We start from the raw sequence: 14231 nt of genomic DNA on the forward strand, positions 1-14231 counted from the left end.
TGAGCGTGACCACGATCAGTGGCAAGGTGGGCGGCGGCCCACACTAGGCTGTTGGGCATGCCAGAAGCGCCCGCTGCCGTGTCGAGTGTCTACGTTGCCTCTCCTGAAGGTGACACCGGAAAATCCACCATCGCGCTTGGCGTGCTGCAGATGCTGTGCGCGACCGTCGCCCGGGTCGGTGTCTTCCGCCCGATCGCCCGCTCTACCGAGGAAACCGACTACATCCTCGAACTGCTGCTCGAGCACACCACCGCCGATCTCTCCTACGCCGACGCACTCGGCGTCACCTACGAGCAGGTTCACGCCGATCCTGAAGCCGCGCTGGCCGACATCGTCGCGAAGTACCACACCGTGGCCGAGCAGTGCGACGCCGTCGTCATCATCGGAAGTGACTACACCGACGTAGCAAGCCCGAGCGAGCTGAGCTTCAACGCCCGCATCGCCGTGAACCTCGGCGCGCCGGTTCTGCTGGCGGTTCGAGGCGCTCGGCGCAGTGTCGAGGAGGTCGCCCAGCTCGCGCATCTATGCGCCGCCGAGTTGGCCGCCAACCACGCTCATCTGCTCGCGGTCGTCGCCAATCGTTGCGATCCCGACAAGCTCGACGAGGTCACCGCAGCGCTGTCCGACATCGGAGTTCCGACGTGGAGCCTGCCGGAGATTCCGTTGCTCGTCTCGCCCACGATGGCCGAGTTGATGGAGGCCACCGGCGGCGAGTTGTATTCGGGTGACCCGGAACTGCTGCACCGCGAAGCGCTCAAGGTGATGGTGGGCGGCATGACCGCGGAGCACATCCTCGAGCGTCTGGTCGAGGGCATGGTCGTCATCGCACCGGGCGATCGCTCGGACGTACTGCTCGCATTGCTCAATGCACATGAGGCGGAAGGATTTCCGTCGCTCGCGGGCATCATCATGAACGGCGGAATCACACCGCACCCAGCCATCGCAGCGTTGATGGCCGGCCTCAAACAGCGTCTTCCGATCCTGACGACAACCCTCGGTACCTTCGACACCGCAAGCGCCGCAGCCCAAACCCGCGGACGCGTGGCAGTCGGTTCGCAGCGCAAGGTGGACACCGCGTTGAGCTTGATGGAACAGCGCGTCGACGCCGACGTCCTGATGGACCGACTGGCACTGCCGATCCCGTCCGTCGTGACCCCACAGATGTTCGAGTACAAGCTGATCGACCGCGCTCGACGCGATCGCAAGCACATCGTCCTGCCTGAGGGTGACGACGACCGGATCCTGCGCGCGGCCGGCCGGTTGCTGCAGCGCCAGGTTGCCGACCTGACGATCCTCGGTGACGAACCCAGTGTGCGTCGACGCGCAGCGGAACTCGGCGTCGACATCAGTGGCGCGCAGGTACTCGCACCCGCGCAGTCCGAGTACACCGAGCGCTTCGCACAGGAATACACCGCGCTGCGTGCTCACAAGGGCATGACCATCGAGCGGGCCCGCGAGGTGATCGCCGACATCTCGTACTTCGGAACGATGATGGTGCACTTGGGAATTGCCGACGGCATGGTGTCCGGCGCTGCACACACCACCGCTCACACGATTCGACCCTCGTTCGAGATCATCAAGACTGCCCCCGGTGTCTCGACGGTCTCGAGCATCTTCCTGATGTGCCTGGCCGACCGCGTTCTCTCCTACGGTGACTGCGCCGTGGTTCCGGACCCGACGTCGGAGCAGTTGGCGGACATCGCGATCTCGTCCGCACAGACGGCGTCGCAGTTCGGGATCGATCCGCGCATCGCGATGCTCTCTTACTCCACCGGGGATTCGGGCAGCGGAGCCGACGTCGACAAGGTTCGCACCGCGACCGCTTTGGTGCGCGAGCGTCGACCGGATCTGTTGGTGGAAGGGCCCATTCAGTACGACGCCGCCGTCGAGCAGAGTGTCGCCGACAAGAAGATGCCGGATTCGCTGGTGGCGGGCAAAGCAACGGTGTTCGTGTTCCCGGACCTGAACACCGGCAACAACACGTACAAGGCAGTGCAGCGTAGCGCCGGTGCTATCGCCGTCGGGCCGGTTCTGCAGGGACTGAACAAGCCGGTCAACGACCTCTCGCGTGGAGCGTTGGTCCAGGACATCGTCAACACCGTGGCTATCACGGCAATACAGGCACAGGGAGCGCAAGCGTGAGCGACGGCACCGTACTGGTCATCAATTCCGGCTCGTCATCCATCAAATTTCAACTCGTGCATCCGGATACGGCGGAATCGGTGGCGCACGGTCTCATCGAGCGCATCGGTGAGCCCGACGGCCACATCGTCTACAACCACCGCACCGGAGTCGAAGACCGGAGCCTTCCGATCGCCGATCACCGCGCAGGTCTGAAGATGGTGCTCGACATCGTCGCCGAGGTCGGGCGGCCGCTGAGTGAGGCCGGAATCATCGCAGTCGGTCACCGAGTCGTGCACGGTGGTGACATCTTCTATTCGCCGACTCTCATCGACGACGGCGTCGTGAAAGCCATCGCGGATTTGTCGAACCTTGCGCCGCTGCACAATCCGGCCAACGTGATCGGTATCGAGGTGGCGCGCGAGGAACTGCCCGACGTTCCGCACGTCGCAGTGTTCGACACTGCCTTCTTTCACACACTGCCCGCGGCGGCGTCCACCTATGCGATCGATCGGGATGTGGCCAAGGCCAACCAGATTCGCCGGTACGGCTTCCACGGGACCTCACACGAATACGTGTCTGGACGGGTCGCGGAGTTCCTCGGCAAGGATCCCGCCGAGCTGAATCAGATAGTCCTGCACCTCGGAAACGGCGCTTCGGCCTCGGCAATCAAGGGCGGCAAGGCCATCGACACCACGATGGGCCTCACCCCGCTCGAGGGTCTTGTCATGGGCACCCGCAGCGGCGACATCGACCCAGGCATCATCTTGCACCTCAATCGCAACTCGGGAATGAAGGTCGACGAGATCGACGACCTCCTCAACCGGCGCTCCGGTTTGAAGGGACTGTCGGGAGTCAACGATTTCCGTGCCCTGCTCGCACTGATCGAGGGCGGCGACCAAGACGCACAACTTGCGTACGACGTTTACGTACACATGCTCCGTAAGTACATCGGCGCCTTCATCGTTCAACTCGGTGGCGTCGACGTCATCACCTTCACCGGCGGTGTTGGCGAGAACAACATCGACGTACGACGCGACAGCCTGGCCGGGCTTTCCCGTCTCGGTATCGAGGTCGATCCGGCTCTCAACGAGGCGAAGAGTCGCGACGAGCGTCGTATCTCCGCATCCTCGTCGGCCGTCGAGGTGCTGGTGGTCCCCACCAACGAGGAGTTGGCGATCGCCCGCGCGGCGAAGGCTTTGGTGGCCGCACTGTAGGTTTCTGCAGCACTGTAAACCTCGGGGCGTCCGTCAGAAATTGCTGCGCGGACGCACCGCATTCGCCCGGTCCACGAGGGCGTAGCGGTGCGTGCGGGAGGTCGTGGCGCGAGCGAGGGCGCGAAGGCAGGCTTCGGCTCCGGTGCGCAGACCTTGCTCGGTGAAGGGCAGGTCGAGGATGGGTTCGAGTTCGGTGTGCGAGCGATTGCCGTAGCGAATCCAATCGAGTGCCGTGCCCAACACCAGGGTTCGCATCTGCAGGCTTCGGCTCTCTTCAGCAGGCAGCGCCCGAACACGACGGGCGGCTTCCCGCAGAGTCGATTCGTCGAGTTCGGCGATCGGAACGCCGGACAGCATCGTCAGAGCGCTGGACATCCGTGCGACGTTGTAGTGCCGGGAAGACGTGGGTACTTCGTCGAGGGCGGCGATGGCTGCCTTCTTGTTGCCGTGATCGGCGAGTTGTCGGGCGAGCCCGAATGCTGCGCTGACGTAGTTCCGTTCGGTCCGCCAGACGGTGCGGTAGTACTTCTCGGAGAAGCGGCACCATTGGTCCGGGTCGTCGCTCTCCCAGTGCTGGAGGATCAGTTCTGCCGTCGCTGCCAACGCCAGCTTGGGGGCAGCCTCGCCGGGCAGTGCGGTGAGAACTGTCTCGAAGTGACTGAAAGCGGGCTCGAATCGGTCCAGTTGTAACGCCGCAAGTCCTCGATACCACTCGATCTTCCAGTGGTCCCCGATGTTCTGCTGGAGTTCGCCCAGAACTGTCAGTGCGGTTTCCGGATCACCGAGATCGAGATGAGCTTTGGCCTCGGCCAGTCGAACTTCGCCCGAGACGGCGGCCGCCGGTGTGCCTGACGTTCGGTCGATTCCGTTCTCGCGGGCATGCTTGAGAGCATCGAGAGTCTGAGACGGTTCGCTGTGCACCGCCGCTGCCAGCAACGGCGCGCTGGGATCGGTGGGGTCGACCAACGGAATGGGAAGTGCGTGCGCAACTTCGCGCGGATCGAGAGCGGCGTCGTGGCTGACACCGTCCACGTACACATCGGTTTGCCCGACCAATTCATCGGTGCCGAAAGACGTTCGCTGCCTGCTGAACACGAGCGAGAGTCCGGGATTCTCCTGCCCGGTCTGCTCGGCGAGGATTTCTCGCAGAACGCCGGTGAGTTGTCCCGCGATTTCCTCGGCGGACTGGAATCGCTTCTTCGGATCCGGGTCGGTGGCGCGTAACAGTAGACGGTGAAAGAACTCGTGGTCGCGCAGTAGTGGCTCGTCCTCCGGTTCGGGAAGGCCGTCGAGGTACCGTCCGTGCTTCGAGGGCATGTCGAGGGTGAGAACCGCGAGTGTTCTTCCGACGGTGAAGATGTCGGAGGCGATGGTCGGACCGGTCTCGATGATCTCGGGTGCTTGATAGCCGGCGGTACCGTACAGGTACCCGTAGTCTTCGATTCCGGACACGGCGCCGAGATCGATCAGCTTCAACTGATCCTCGGTGACCATCACGTTCTCGGGTTTGAGGTCGTTGTAGGCCAGGCCGGTGGAATGCAGATAGCTCAGCGCCGGAAGGATTTCCAGTACGTAGCCGATTGCCTGCTCGATCGGCATGTGCTTGCCGTCCGGGAATTCGGCCAGCACCTCGCGCAATGATCGCCCACCCACGTACTCCATGACGATGTACCCCATGGGTGTGCCGTCCGGGCGTGGATGCTCGACGAAGTTGAAGATCTTGACGATGCTGGGGTTGGCGACCTCGGCGAGGAACTGACGCTCGGCCACCGCAACGGCTTGCGCTTCGGAATCACCGAAATGCAAGAGCCCCTTGAGAACTACCCACCTGTCGCTGACATTGCGATCGATCGCGAGGTAGATCCATCCCAGGCCGCCGTGCGCGATGGGCCCTTGAACCTCGTATTGACCGGACACCAATTCGCCCTCTTCGAGGAGTGGACGGAAGTCGAAAGTGGAACCGCACTTGGGGCAGGTGCCGTGCTGAGTTGCCTTGGTGCTTGCGCTCTTACGACCGACTGGTTCGTTGCATTTCCAACAGAACCGTTTCCGCTCGGGGACGGTCGGGTCACTCATCACCGCAGATGCGGGGTCGATCTGCGGGACGGGGGGAACCTCGACCAGGCCGCCGCCGAGACGCAGCTTTCGCCCCGACCGGCTGCGGCGGGATCGAGTGGAGCGGCCGGTCGGGGAGGAGGATGCGGAGGGCGTGGTACCCCGTATCTGCGCTGAAGTCGGCTCGAGACGCTCGTAGGCGCCGGTGGCTTCGGGCTCGGGCCGCTCGTAGGCGCCGGTGGCTTCGGGTTCGGGACGCATGGAAGCCTGCGTGGCGTCGGGCTCGGGGCCGGTTTCTTCGGTCATGTCAGCCTCAATCCCGGTAGACGGCCGGCGGGGGACCGGGCGAAGGACCGAGGACGCTGAGCCAGCGGTCGTAGATACGGTTCCAGGTCCCGTCCCCGCGGATCCGATCCAGGGTTCCGTTGACGAATCGGACCAAGTCGGGGTTGTCCTTGTTCACTCCGATTCCGTATGGTTCGACGCCCAGTGAGCCACCGACCATCATGAGATACGGGTCTTGCGAGGCGAGGCCCGCGAGGATCGTGTCGTCGGTGCTGATCGCGTCCACCTGCCCCTGCTGGAGGACGACGAGGCAGTCGGACCACATCGGGACGGTGACGACGGTGGCTTCGGGTTGGAGTTGCTGGATTCGAGTGGCCGAGGTCGTTCCCCGGGCAGCGCAGACCCGCTTGCCTGCGAGGTCGTCGATGCCGCGGACGGATGACCCCTGCAAGACCTGAATTCGTTGTTCAGCGGAGAAGTACTGCGTCGAGAAGTCGACCTTCTCGCGCCGCTCGCACGTGATGGTCATGGTCTTGACGACCACGTCGACCATCGATTCCTGGAGTGCGGCGATCCGATCGTCCGACGTCAGGATTCGGTACTCGATCTTCTCCGGGTCACCGAGCAGATCTCGGGCGATTTCGCGGGCGATGTCCACGTCGAAACCCTCGAGGCGCCCGGTGGCCGGATCGCGAAAGCTCATGAGGTTGGAACCGGTGTCCAGGCCCACGATCAGCCGCCCGCGGGCGCGGATGGCGTCGAGGCTCGGCGTGGGTGGCTGCGGAGATGCGTCTGCGGGGGTGGGCCGCAGGCTCGCGGTGAGGTTGGTGCACGACGCGGTAGTCGTCGGTGTCGGGCTGGGAGCGATGGTGGCCTCGGCCGGCAGCGGCGGTTCCGTGTACGACGTGGCGCCTGCGTTGTCCAAGTCTTCGGCTCGATCCGCACCGCAACCGGCGAGCACCAGCATGGCCGCTGCCAGAACCGCGACACATACGGCCGGGCTCTTCCTCCGCATCACCGGTACTCCCGTCACTGATACTCCCGCAGTCGAGGCCAGAATCCGATGAAGATTCCGGCAACTCCGAGAACTGCCAATACAGACATGCCCGGTGCAGAGGCAGCCAACACCCGGGAGGCGTACGAGACGTCGGACCGAAGATTCGTGCGCGAATCCACGATTCCCTGCCAGAGTTCGTGATCGAGCTTTCCGTACTCCGCGGCCGAATCCTGTTCTCCGGCGCCGATGGTGATGGCTGCGGCGGACGTGAAGTCGCCGTTTCCGAGACGGTCGTACATGCGCGTGTGCGCAGCCACCCACTGCTGGCGCGAGTCGAGTGCGGCGGTCAGCACTTCGCTGTTCACTCGGGCGCGTTCGTCGCTTTGCAGGCCCTCGAGGATGTCCCGCAGAGCATCGACCTTGCGGGTGAACGTCACGTTGTCCTCGGCGGTCGAATCCCGCCTCGCCAGCGTGAGGGTTTCCACGGTGCGTGCTTGCTGCGCCATGATTCGTGCCTCGGTCAGTTCGTGCAGTGGCTCGGCCCCGGCGTCGAGCGCGCGCCCGGTGGCCAGCGCGGAGACCAGTCCGACCGTGAGCAGCCACAGCAGAGCTGCAGCGACCGCGAGCGAGGCAAGGATCAACCCGAGATTGAAGCGTCGGCGACTCTTGCGGGAGAAGTACATCTGTGTCGCCACCAGCGCGCACAGCACGAAGACGAACGCCACGATCGGCCACCACGGTGGAGTCTCGAAATCGCGCTGTACTTGGGAGACCAGCGTCTCCTGCGAGGCGTGCAGTTGCTGGGCCATCGGCAGCAGCGAGGTCTGCATCAACTGCGAGGCCTCGCTCAAATATGCTGCCCCGACCGGGTTTCCGACGCGATTGTTCGCCCGTGCAGTTTCGACCAGCCCGGTGTAGACCGAGAGGTCGGTCGAGATGGTGGTCAACGCGCTGTGACCGGCAAGATCGGTCGAGTCGAGACCGGCCGACGCCTGGACGATCTCCGCAGAGGCCTCACCGATCGACTGCGTGTATCGGTCGCGGACTTCGGCGGGTTCGAGGCCGCCGGAGATGAAGGCGGTGGCCGCGGCGGCGTCTGCCAAGGACAACGCACTGTAGAGATTCTGGGCCGAGTTGGCGAGAGGCTCGGTTTCGACGAGGAGGAGGTCGAGGTTCGCCTGGCGGTTCTCGATCGCTGCGGTGGCGAGGAGTCCGGCGATCAAAGTGATCGCGATCAGGATCAGTCCGACGACGGTCAACCGGCCAGGCGTCGAGGACATGAAGGCCTGCAGTTCGCGCCGCAGAAGTGCCTGCTCGTCCTCCGCCGACACTGATGTGGCCTCGGAGGGCGGCAGCGACCGGGGTTCGATGGACGGGACGACACGGTCGACCATCGAGCACCTCACTTCGCTGTAGGCGGGCTACCGAGAAATGATGCCGCCGAGAAATGATTCAGGGCATCTTCGCGAGCATATAAGCATCACCTACACCTGGAGCAGTTTGAAACGGTTAGTGTGGGACAACGGCGAGAGCAGGCGGAGCGAGGTAGTCGATGCGTGGTGACGGTGACGGTTGGTCCATCGGATCGGACGGTACTCGGCATTGGGGTAAACACGGAGCTGCAGGACTGCTTCTGCGTGCCCCCGATTCGGACGGATCACCCATGGTCTTGCTGCAGCATCGTGCGGCGTGGAGCCATCAGGGCGGAACGTGGGCACTGCCCGGCGGTGCGCGGGACTCACACGAGAGCACGACGCACGCTGCCGTCCGGGAAGCACACGAAGAAGCAGGTATCGCCGAGGACGCCGTCCGTGTCCGCGGGGAAGTAGTGACGATGCGCGCCGAGAGCGGGTGGACTTACACCACCGTCGTGGCTGACGCGGCGCATCCACTGTCGACGGTTGCCAATGGTGAGAGCACCGAGTTGCGGTGGGTACGCGAAGCCGACGTCGACTCACTGCCGCTGCATCCGGGCTTCGGTTCCTCATGGCCCGACCTCCGGACCGAGCCTGTTGTGGCCGTGGACGGCGATCCGCACACCGTCGTGCTCGAGGACGGCGGATTCGGATGGTTGTCGGGTAGTTCCCACCAAGGCAGTTCCCACCAAGGCAGTGAGCAGTCAGGCAGTGACCAGAACCTGTCCGAGGCGTCGAGTACGCAGTCGTAGCACTCGAGTCTTCACAGTTCATACACAGCAGAAGGGCCGGACTCCTCGGGAGTCCGGCCCTTCGGTGTTTCGGTCGTCGACCGAAACGAGGCTCAGCTGAGCGAGTTCAGCGCCGTGATGAAGCTGACCGCGGTGATACCGAGCTTGAGCAGCTCGCTGATCTTGCCGAGGTTCAGGTCTTCGAGCGATTCGGTGCTGAGCGAGCCGGTGTCGAGGGATCCCATTTAGTGCTCCTAGGTTCAGTTAGTAACTGGAGGTAAACTACAACAAACCGAATGGGATGTGACACGCAATCGAAGCAACTGTGAGCAAGATCACTTAATCCGACTTTTCGGACATCCAATCGCACCTAGGAACTGGGAGTTTGTTGTCTGATCGGACAACTTCCGTTCACAATTCGAGTCAGGCGTGCTGACCCGTAACTGTGCGGAAATCGCCCGGCAAACACTTGACGAACGCCAGTTACCGGCTTTCAGCGCCCAGCGACGGCTGCGGCGAGGCGTTGCGCGGCCGCCTGGGGATCCGATGCTTGCGTGATTGCACGCACGACGACGATGCGCGTGGCGCCGGCATCGAGCAGCTCCGGCAGACGTTCCTCGTCGATGCCGCCGATCGCGAACCAGGGCCGCGGCGGTGCGGCGTCGGCGGTCGATCGAACCAGTTCCAAACCGGACGCACTTCGATTCGGTTTGGTCGGTGTCGCCCAGACCGGGCCGGTACAGAAGTAGTCGACGCCCTCCTCGATGGCGGCCAGACTCGCCTGCGCGCGACTGCTCGTCGAACGGCCGATGACGACGTCTTCACCGACAACGGTCCGCGCGTAGGGGACGGGAATGTCGTTCTGGCCGAGGTGGAGGATGTCGGCGCCGGAAGCCATCGCGAGATCCGCGCGATCGTTGACGGCCAACAATGCGCCGTGGCGTCGCGCTGCGGCCGCGAGAATGCCCAGCGCCACCAGTTCGTCCTTGGCCTCGAGCGGGCCGAACTCGCGCTCACCGGCAGAGCCTTTGTCACGCAATTGGATGATGTCGACTCCGCCGGACAATGCTGCCTCGGCGAACTGCGCGAGGTCGCCTTTCTCGCGGCGCGCGTCGGTGCACAGGTACAGCCGTGCTGCTGCCAGGCGCTCGCGCCGGTCGATGTCGTTACTGGGATGTGTGGGGTGCACGGAGCAAACGGTAGCCTCTAGGGAGCAAGGTTCGACACGGGAGTCCTGAAACGTCGTCGTCACTTTTGTCGTGACTGCGAGGTTCGTAGGGCTGAGAGGGGATCGCGACCAGATCCCGACCGTCAGACCTGACCCGGATCATGCCGGCGCAGGAAGTGGAGGTGGAGTTTCGTGAGTACACACGCTCGTACGGTGTCGGTTGTCGGCGGCGGTGTCATCGGTCTCGCTATCGCGTGGCGAGCAGCCCGCGACGGGTGGGCCGTTCGGTTGTACGACCCGTCCATTGGATCAGGTGCTTCGTGGGTGGCGGGCGGAATGCTTGCCCCGCTTTCCGAAGGCTGGCCGGGTGAAGAAACCGCGTTGACAATCGGTGCAGCGTCCCTGGAACGGTGGCCGACGTTCGGCGAGGAGCTCGGAAAATTCGGGCAATCGGTCTTCACCGCGGACAGCTCGCTGACGGTTGCACTCGACGCTGCCGACGCGCAGGACCTGCAGACCATCGCCGAGTGGGTGAGCTCGCAGGGGCACGAACTCGAAGTTCTCGGTCGCGCGCGCATCCGTGAACTCGAACCGATGCTGGGCCGGGGCATCCGGTCGGGGTTGATGGCTGTCGGTGAGTCCGCCGTCGACAACAGACTTCTGCTGGCGGCGTTGCAGAAGGCCTGTGCGGAATCCGGCGTCGAATTGATCGCGCGGGCCGTCGACGACCTCGCCGAACTCGATACCGATCAGATAGTGCTCACCGCCGGTATCGCGTCACCCAAGCTGTGGCCCGGGCTACCGGTACGCCCGGTCAAGGGCGAAATCCTTCGCTTGCGCAGTAGGCCTGGAGTCACCCCGGCGCCCAGCCGCACCATCCGCGGAAGCGTCCACGGGCGGCCCGCCTACCTCGTCCCGCGCGGTGACGGAATCGTCGTCGGCGCAACACAATACGAGTCTGGTGAGGACACACAGGTCACGATGGCCGGAGTACGGGACCTGATCAACGACGCCGAGGCACTGATGCCGGCGATCGGCGAATACGAACTGTACGAGTGCGCGGCAGGTCTGCGTCCGATGACGCCGGACAACCTGCCGTTGATCGGGCGCGTGTCCGATCGTGTTGTCGTCTCCACCGGGCACGGCCGCAACGGAGTCCTGCTGACGCCCGTCACCGCCGATGCGACGGTCGCGTTGCTGAACGGCACATCTTTGGTCGAGGTAAAAGGAACCGAACCCGAGCGGTTCGCGGTAGCTAAGGAAAATTCATGAGTGAGCAGGTCCCGATCGGGATCACCGTCAACGGCGAAGATCTCGAGTTCGATCGAGCAGTCACGGTGACCGAACTTCTGACGCACCTCGAGTTGCCGAGCAAAGGCATCGCCGTCGCCGTCGACGGTGCGCTCTTTCCTCGCGGGCGTTGGGACGAATCCGTCGGACGTGGTTGGGAAATCGAGATCCTCACGGCGGTGCAGGGTGGCTGAGCAGGACCTTCTCACTATCGCGGGCCGCAGTTTCGGTTCCCGGCTCATCACGGGGACAGGCGGCGCCGCCAACCTTGCGGTGCTCGAGGAAGCGCTTGTCGCCTCCGGTACCGAACTGACCACCGTCGCGATGCGGCGAGTCGACGCGGCCGGCGGCACCGGCGTTCTGGACCTGCTTCGTCGCCTCGGAATCGAACCGTTGCCGAACACCGCCGGGTGTCGGGGCGCCGCCGAAGCAGTGCTGACAGCGCAGTTGGCACGCGAAGCGCTCGAGACGAACTGGGTCAAACTCGAAGTCATCGCCGACGAGCGGACTCTGCTGCCCGACGCAATCGAACTCGTCTCCGCCGCAGAACAATTGGTGGACGACGGATTCACCGTCCTGCCGTACACGACGGACGATCCGGTGCTGGCGCTTCGCCTCGAAGAGGTCGGCTGCGCGGCAGTCATGCCGCTCGGTTCACCCATCGGGACAGGACTGGGTATCGCGAATCCGCACAACATCGAGATGATCGTCGAGCGCGCCGGTGTGCCCGTCATCCTCGACGCCGGAATCGGAACGGCCAGCGACGCCACCCTTGCCATGGAGTTGGGCTGCGACGCCGTCCTGCTTGCGACAGCGGTGACGCGGGCCAAGAATCCCGCGTTGATGGCGTCGGCGATGCGGCACGCAGTGGTAGCAGGTTTCGAAGCGCGTCACGCCGGCCGGATTCCCAAGCGGTTCTGGGCCCAAGCATCGTCCTGACGGACCATTTCCGGGTGTTTTCTCAGGGTTATGCCCGGATTGTCCGGCTTCGTGTCCTACCTGAGTACCACTCGGAACTAGACCTGTGGCCGATGTGCTGGTCATTGCCGGTAGGGCAAAGTTCTCCTCATGATTGAACTGAGGGGATTGACCAAGGTTTACGGACCGACGAAAGCGGTGGACGATTTGTCGTTCACGGTCAAGCCGGGCATCGTGACGGGCTTTCTGGGCCCGAACGGTGCAGGTAAGTCGACGACGATGCGGATGATCCTGGGTTTGGATCAGCCGACGTCGGGTGCGGCGTTGATCGAGGGCAAGCCGTACCGCGAGCTCAAGACGCCGTTGCGGACTGTCGGCGCGTTGCTGGATGCGAAGTGGGTGCACCCCAATCGCAGTGCGCGTGCACATCTGCAGTGGATGGCTGCTTCGAACGGGATCCCGAAGTCCCGCGTCGACGAGGTGCTCGGGTTGGTCGGATTGTCCGAGGTGGCGGGCAAGAAGGCCGGCGGGTTCTCGCTCGGTATGTCGCAGCGTCTGGGGTTGGCGGGTGCGTTGTTGGGGGATCCGAAGGTGTTGTTGTTCGACGAGCCGGTCAACGGTCTCGATCCGGAGGGCATCGTCTGGATTCGTAAGTTCATGCAGCGGTTGGCGGCCGAGGGCCGCACGGTGCTGGTGTCGAGTCACCTCCTGTCGGAGATGGCGCTCACGGCGGAGCAGTTGGTGGTGATCGGTCGGGGTCGGTTGATTTCGGATTCGACGGTCGCGGAGTTCGTGGATCGTTCGTCGGAGTCGACGGTGCGCGTGCGCAGCCCACAGCTCGATGCGTTGCGCAGTGTGTTGCTCTCGCAGGGGCTGACGGTGCGTGAAGACGGTTCCGGCGTTGCCCCGGCATTGGTGGTCGTGGATTCGACCACCGATGTGATCGGTGGTTTAGCTGGTTCGCAGGGAATCGTGTTGTACGAGTTGGCTTCTCAGCAGGGGTCGCTCGAGGATGCGTTCATGAAGTTGACCGGGGACGATGTCCAGTACCACGCATCCGGTATCGATCCGGGTGTCGGTGCACACCACGCAAATACACAGCAGGCAAACACGCAGCAGGCTATGGGAGGTGCACTGTAATGGCTGTTCTCAGTGCTGAACGTATCAAGATCACCACGACCAAGTCGCCGCTGTGGTGCTCGGTCATCATCGTCGTGCTCGCGCTCGGCTTCGCGGCCATCATGGGCGCGGTTGCCAAGTCGGCTCTGACGTCCTCCGACGTCCAGGGAGCACCGGACCTCGACACCGCCGTTGCCACGGCCGGCATCTCGGGTTTCGGAATCATGGTTCTCATGATCATGGCGGCCCTCGCGGTCACCAGTGAGTACCGCTTCGGGACCATCCGCACCACCTTCCAGGCCGTTCCGAACCGTGCCTCGGTTCTGATCGCCAAAGCCGGCCTCATCGGTGCTTTCGGTGCTGTACTGACATTTGTTCTCGCCTTCGGCGCGTACGCCATGGCCAAGGCCATCGCCGGTACCGAGGCGAGTGCCGGATTGACCCTGTCGAGCGGCAGTGACTGGCGCGCGATCTACGGCATCCCGATCTACGCCTTCCTGTGCGTGATTCTCGCTGTCGGCGTCGGATCGATCATTCGCCAGTCGGCCGGCGCAATTGCGTTGCTCCTGCTCTGGCCGCTGCTCATCGAGAGCCTGTTCGGACTGTTCGGCAGCTTCGGCGAGAAGATCACCCCGTTCCTGCCGTTCGCGAATGCAAACCACTTCCTCAGTGCGAGCAGCGGTGGCGTCGACTTCCACTGGGGACCCTGGGGCAGCTTGATCTACTTCGCGGCCTTCGTTCTGGTGATTTTCGGAGCAAGTATCGTCATCGTGAATCGTCGCGACGCCTGATCTTGTCGCTCCCTCGGTAGGTGTTGTCGGGAGACCTACCGAGAACCAGGAGTGACAGCAGAGTAGGGACCCAGTACGAAAAACCATTCGTACTGGGTCCCTTTCCTGTGCTTCGGCCGATATC

Annotated in this window: 13 protein-coding genes and 1 riboswitch; of the genes, 8 read left to right on the forward strand and 5 right to left on the reverse strand. The window is 63.8% G+C overall.

The window, feature by feature from the left end:
• Positions 1–57: 57 nt before the first annotated feature.
• Positions 58–2142, forward strand: coding sequence for a phosphate acetyltransferase (gene pta, locus RHP72_RS07530; protein ID WP_042452123.1), 2085 nt, complete (start codon positions 58–60; stop codon positions 2140–2142).
• Positions 2139–3338: an acetate kinase gene (locus tag RHP72_RS07535; protein WP_007726849.1), complete on the forward strand. Its 1200-nt coding sequence runs from the start codon at positions 2139–2141 to the stop codon at positions 3336–3338. Before pta ends, RHP72_RS07535 begins: the two co-directional genes overlap by 4 nt.
• A 33-nt stretch (positions 3339–3371) precedes the next feature.
• Here RHP72_RS07535 and RHP72_RS07540 read toward each other — a convergent pair whose 3' ends face one another.
• The 3 genes from RHP72_RS07540 to RHP72_RS07550 are packed head-to-tail and all read right to left on the reverse strand — an operon-like array spanning position 3372 to position 8069.
• Positions 3372–5699, reverse strand: coding sequence for a serine/threonine-protein kinase (locus tag RHP72_RS07540; protein WP_058228018.1), 2328 nt, complete (start codon positions 5697–5699; stop codon positions 3372–3374).
• Between the two features lie 7 nt (positions 5700–5706).
• A complete protein-coding gene (locus RHP72_RS07545) occupies positions 5707–6693 on the reverse strand; it encodes a glutamate ABC transporter substrate-binding protein (RefSeq protein WP_063315129.1) in 987 nt (328 codons plus the stop codon).
• A gap of 14 nt (positions 6694–6707) precedes the next feature.
• Positions 6708–8069: a hypothetical protein gene (locus RHP72_RS07550; protein ID WP_042452116.1), complete on the reverse strand. Its 1362-nt coding sequence runs from the start codon at positions 8067–8069 to the stop codon at positions 6708–6710.
• A gap of 158 nt (positions 8070–8227) precedes the next feature.
• Here RHP72_RS07550 and RHP72_RS07555 point away from each other — a divergent pair, with 158 nt between their 5' ends.
• Positions 8228–8842, forward strand: coding sequence for an NUDIX hydrolase (locus tag RHP72_RS07555; protein ID WP_063314811.1), 615 nt, complete (start codon positions 8228–8230; stop codon positions 8840–8842).
• A 92-nt stretch (positions 8843–8934) separates the two neighbouring features.
• Here the strand turns inward: RHP72_RS07555 and RHP72_RS07560 are convergent, their stop codons facing one another.
• Both RHP72_RS07560 and thiE read right to left on the reverse strand, forming a co-directional pair.
• Positions 8935–9066, reverse strand: a complete 132-nt coding sequence (locus tag RHP72_RS07560) for a hypothetical protein (protein WP_003944354.1) — start codon at positions 9064–9066, stop codon at positions 8935–8937.
• A gap of 248 nt (positions 9067–9314) precedes the next feature.
• On the reverse strand, positions 9315–10010 hold the full coding sequence (gene thiE / locus RHP72_RS07565; RefSeq protein WP_007726855.1) for a thiamine phosphate synthase: 696 nt from the start codon (positions 10008–10010) through the stop codon (positions 9315–9317).
• A 26-nt stretch (positions 10011–10036) separates the two neighbouring features.
• A riboswitch (TPP riboswitch) is annotated at positions 10037–10182 on the forward strand.
• On the opposite strand from thiE, the gene thiO reads away from it, so the two are divergent.
• From thiO to RHP72_RS07590, 5 genes are all read left to right on the forward strand, one after another.
• A complete protein-coding gene (gene thiO / locus RHP72_RS07570) occupies positions 10182–11261 on the forward strand; it encodes a glycine oxidase ThiO (RefSeq protein WP_003944311.1) in 1080 nt (359 codons plus the stop codon). It overlaps the preceding riboswitch by 1 nt.
• The gene (thiS, locus tag RHP72_RS07575; RefSeq protein WP_003944402.1) at positions 11258–11473 is read left to right on the forward strand and encodes a sulfur carrier protein ThiS; all 216 of its coding nucleotides are present in this window, start codon (positions 11258–11260) and stop codon (positions 11471–11473) included. Before thiO ends, thiS begins: the two co-directional genes overlap by 4 nt.
• Positions 11466–12218, forward strand: a complete 753-nt coding sequence (locus RHP72_RS07580; protein ID WP_007726857.1) for a thiazole synthase — start codon at positions 11466–11468, stop codon at positions 12216–12218. The genes thiS and RHP72_RS07580 overlap by 8 nt, the downstream gene beginning before the upstream one ends.
• A gap of 129 nt (positions 12219–12347) precedes the next feature.
• On the forward strand, positions 12348–13337 hold the full coding sequence (locus tag RHP72_RS07585) for an ABC transporter ATP-binding protein (protein WP_058038516.1): 990 nt from the start codon (positions 12348–12350) through the stop codon (positions 13335–13337).
• Positions 13337–14107 carry an ABC transporter permease gene (locus tag RHP72_RS07590; RefSeq protein WP_047268852.1) on the forward strand — a complete coding sequence of 257 codons (771 nt, stop codon included), beginning with the start codon at positions 13337–13339 and terminating at the stop codon, positions 14105–14107. Before RHP72_RS07585 ends, RHP72_RS07590 begins: the two co-directional genes overlap by 1 nt.
• Positions 14108–14231: the final 124 nt, after the last annotated feature.

The organism is Rhodococcus sp. SG20037, assembly GCF_031763325.1.
In the GTDB taxonomy this organism is placed as follows: Bacteria; Actinomycetota; Actinomycetes; order Mycobacteriales; family Mycobacteriaceae; genus Rhodococcus_F; species Rhodococcus_F qingshengii.

Bases quoted from the DNA above. Each gene is read 5' to 3' on its own strand.
- pta (WP_042452123.1), top strand. From the start codon at position 58: ATGCCAGAAGCGCCCGCTGCCGTGTCGAGTGTCTACGTTGCCTCTCCT.
- RHP72_RS07540 (WP_058228018.1), bottom strand. From the start codon at position 5,699: ATGACCGAAGAAACCGGCCCCGAGCCCGACGCCACGCAGGCTTCCATG.
- RHP72_RS07545 (WP_063315129.1), bottom strand. From the start codon at position 6,693: ATGCGGAGGAAGAGCCCGGCCGTATGTGTCGCGGTTCTGGCAGCGGCC.
- RHP72_RS07550 (WP_042452116.1), bottom strand. From the start codon at position 8,069: ATGGTCGACCGTGTCGTCCCGTCCATCGAACCCCGGTCGCTGCCGCCC.
- RHP72_RS07555 (WP_063314811.1), top strand. From the start codon at position 8,228: ATGCGTGGTGACGGTGACGGTTGGTCCATCGGATCGGACGGTACTCGG.
- RHP72_RS07560 (WP_003944354.1), bottom strand. From the start codon at position 9,066: ATGGGATCCCTCGACACCGGCTCGCTCAGCACCGAATCGCTCGAAGAC.
- thiS (WP_003944402.1), top strand. From the start codon at position 11,258: ATGAGTGAGCAGGTCCCGATCGGGATCACCGTCAACGGCGAAGATCTC.
- RHP72_RS07585 (WP_058038516.1), top strand. From the start codon at position 12,348: ATGATTGAACTGAGGGGATTGACCAAGGTTTACGGACCGACGAAAGCG.
- RHP72_RS07590 (WP_047268852.1), top strand. From the start codon at position 13,337: ATGGCTGTTCTCAGTGCTGAACGTATCAAGATCACCACGACCAAGTCG.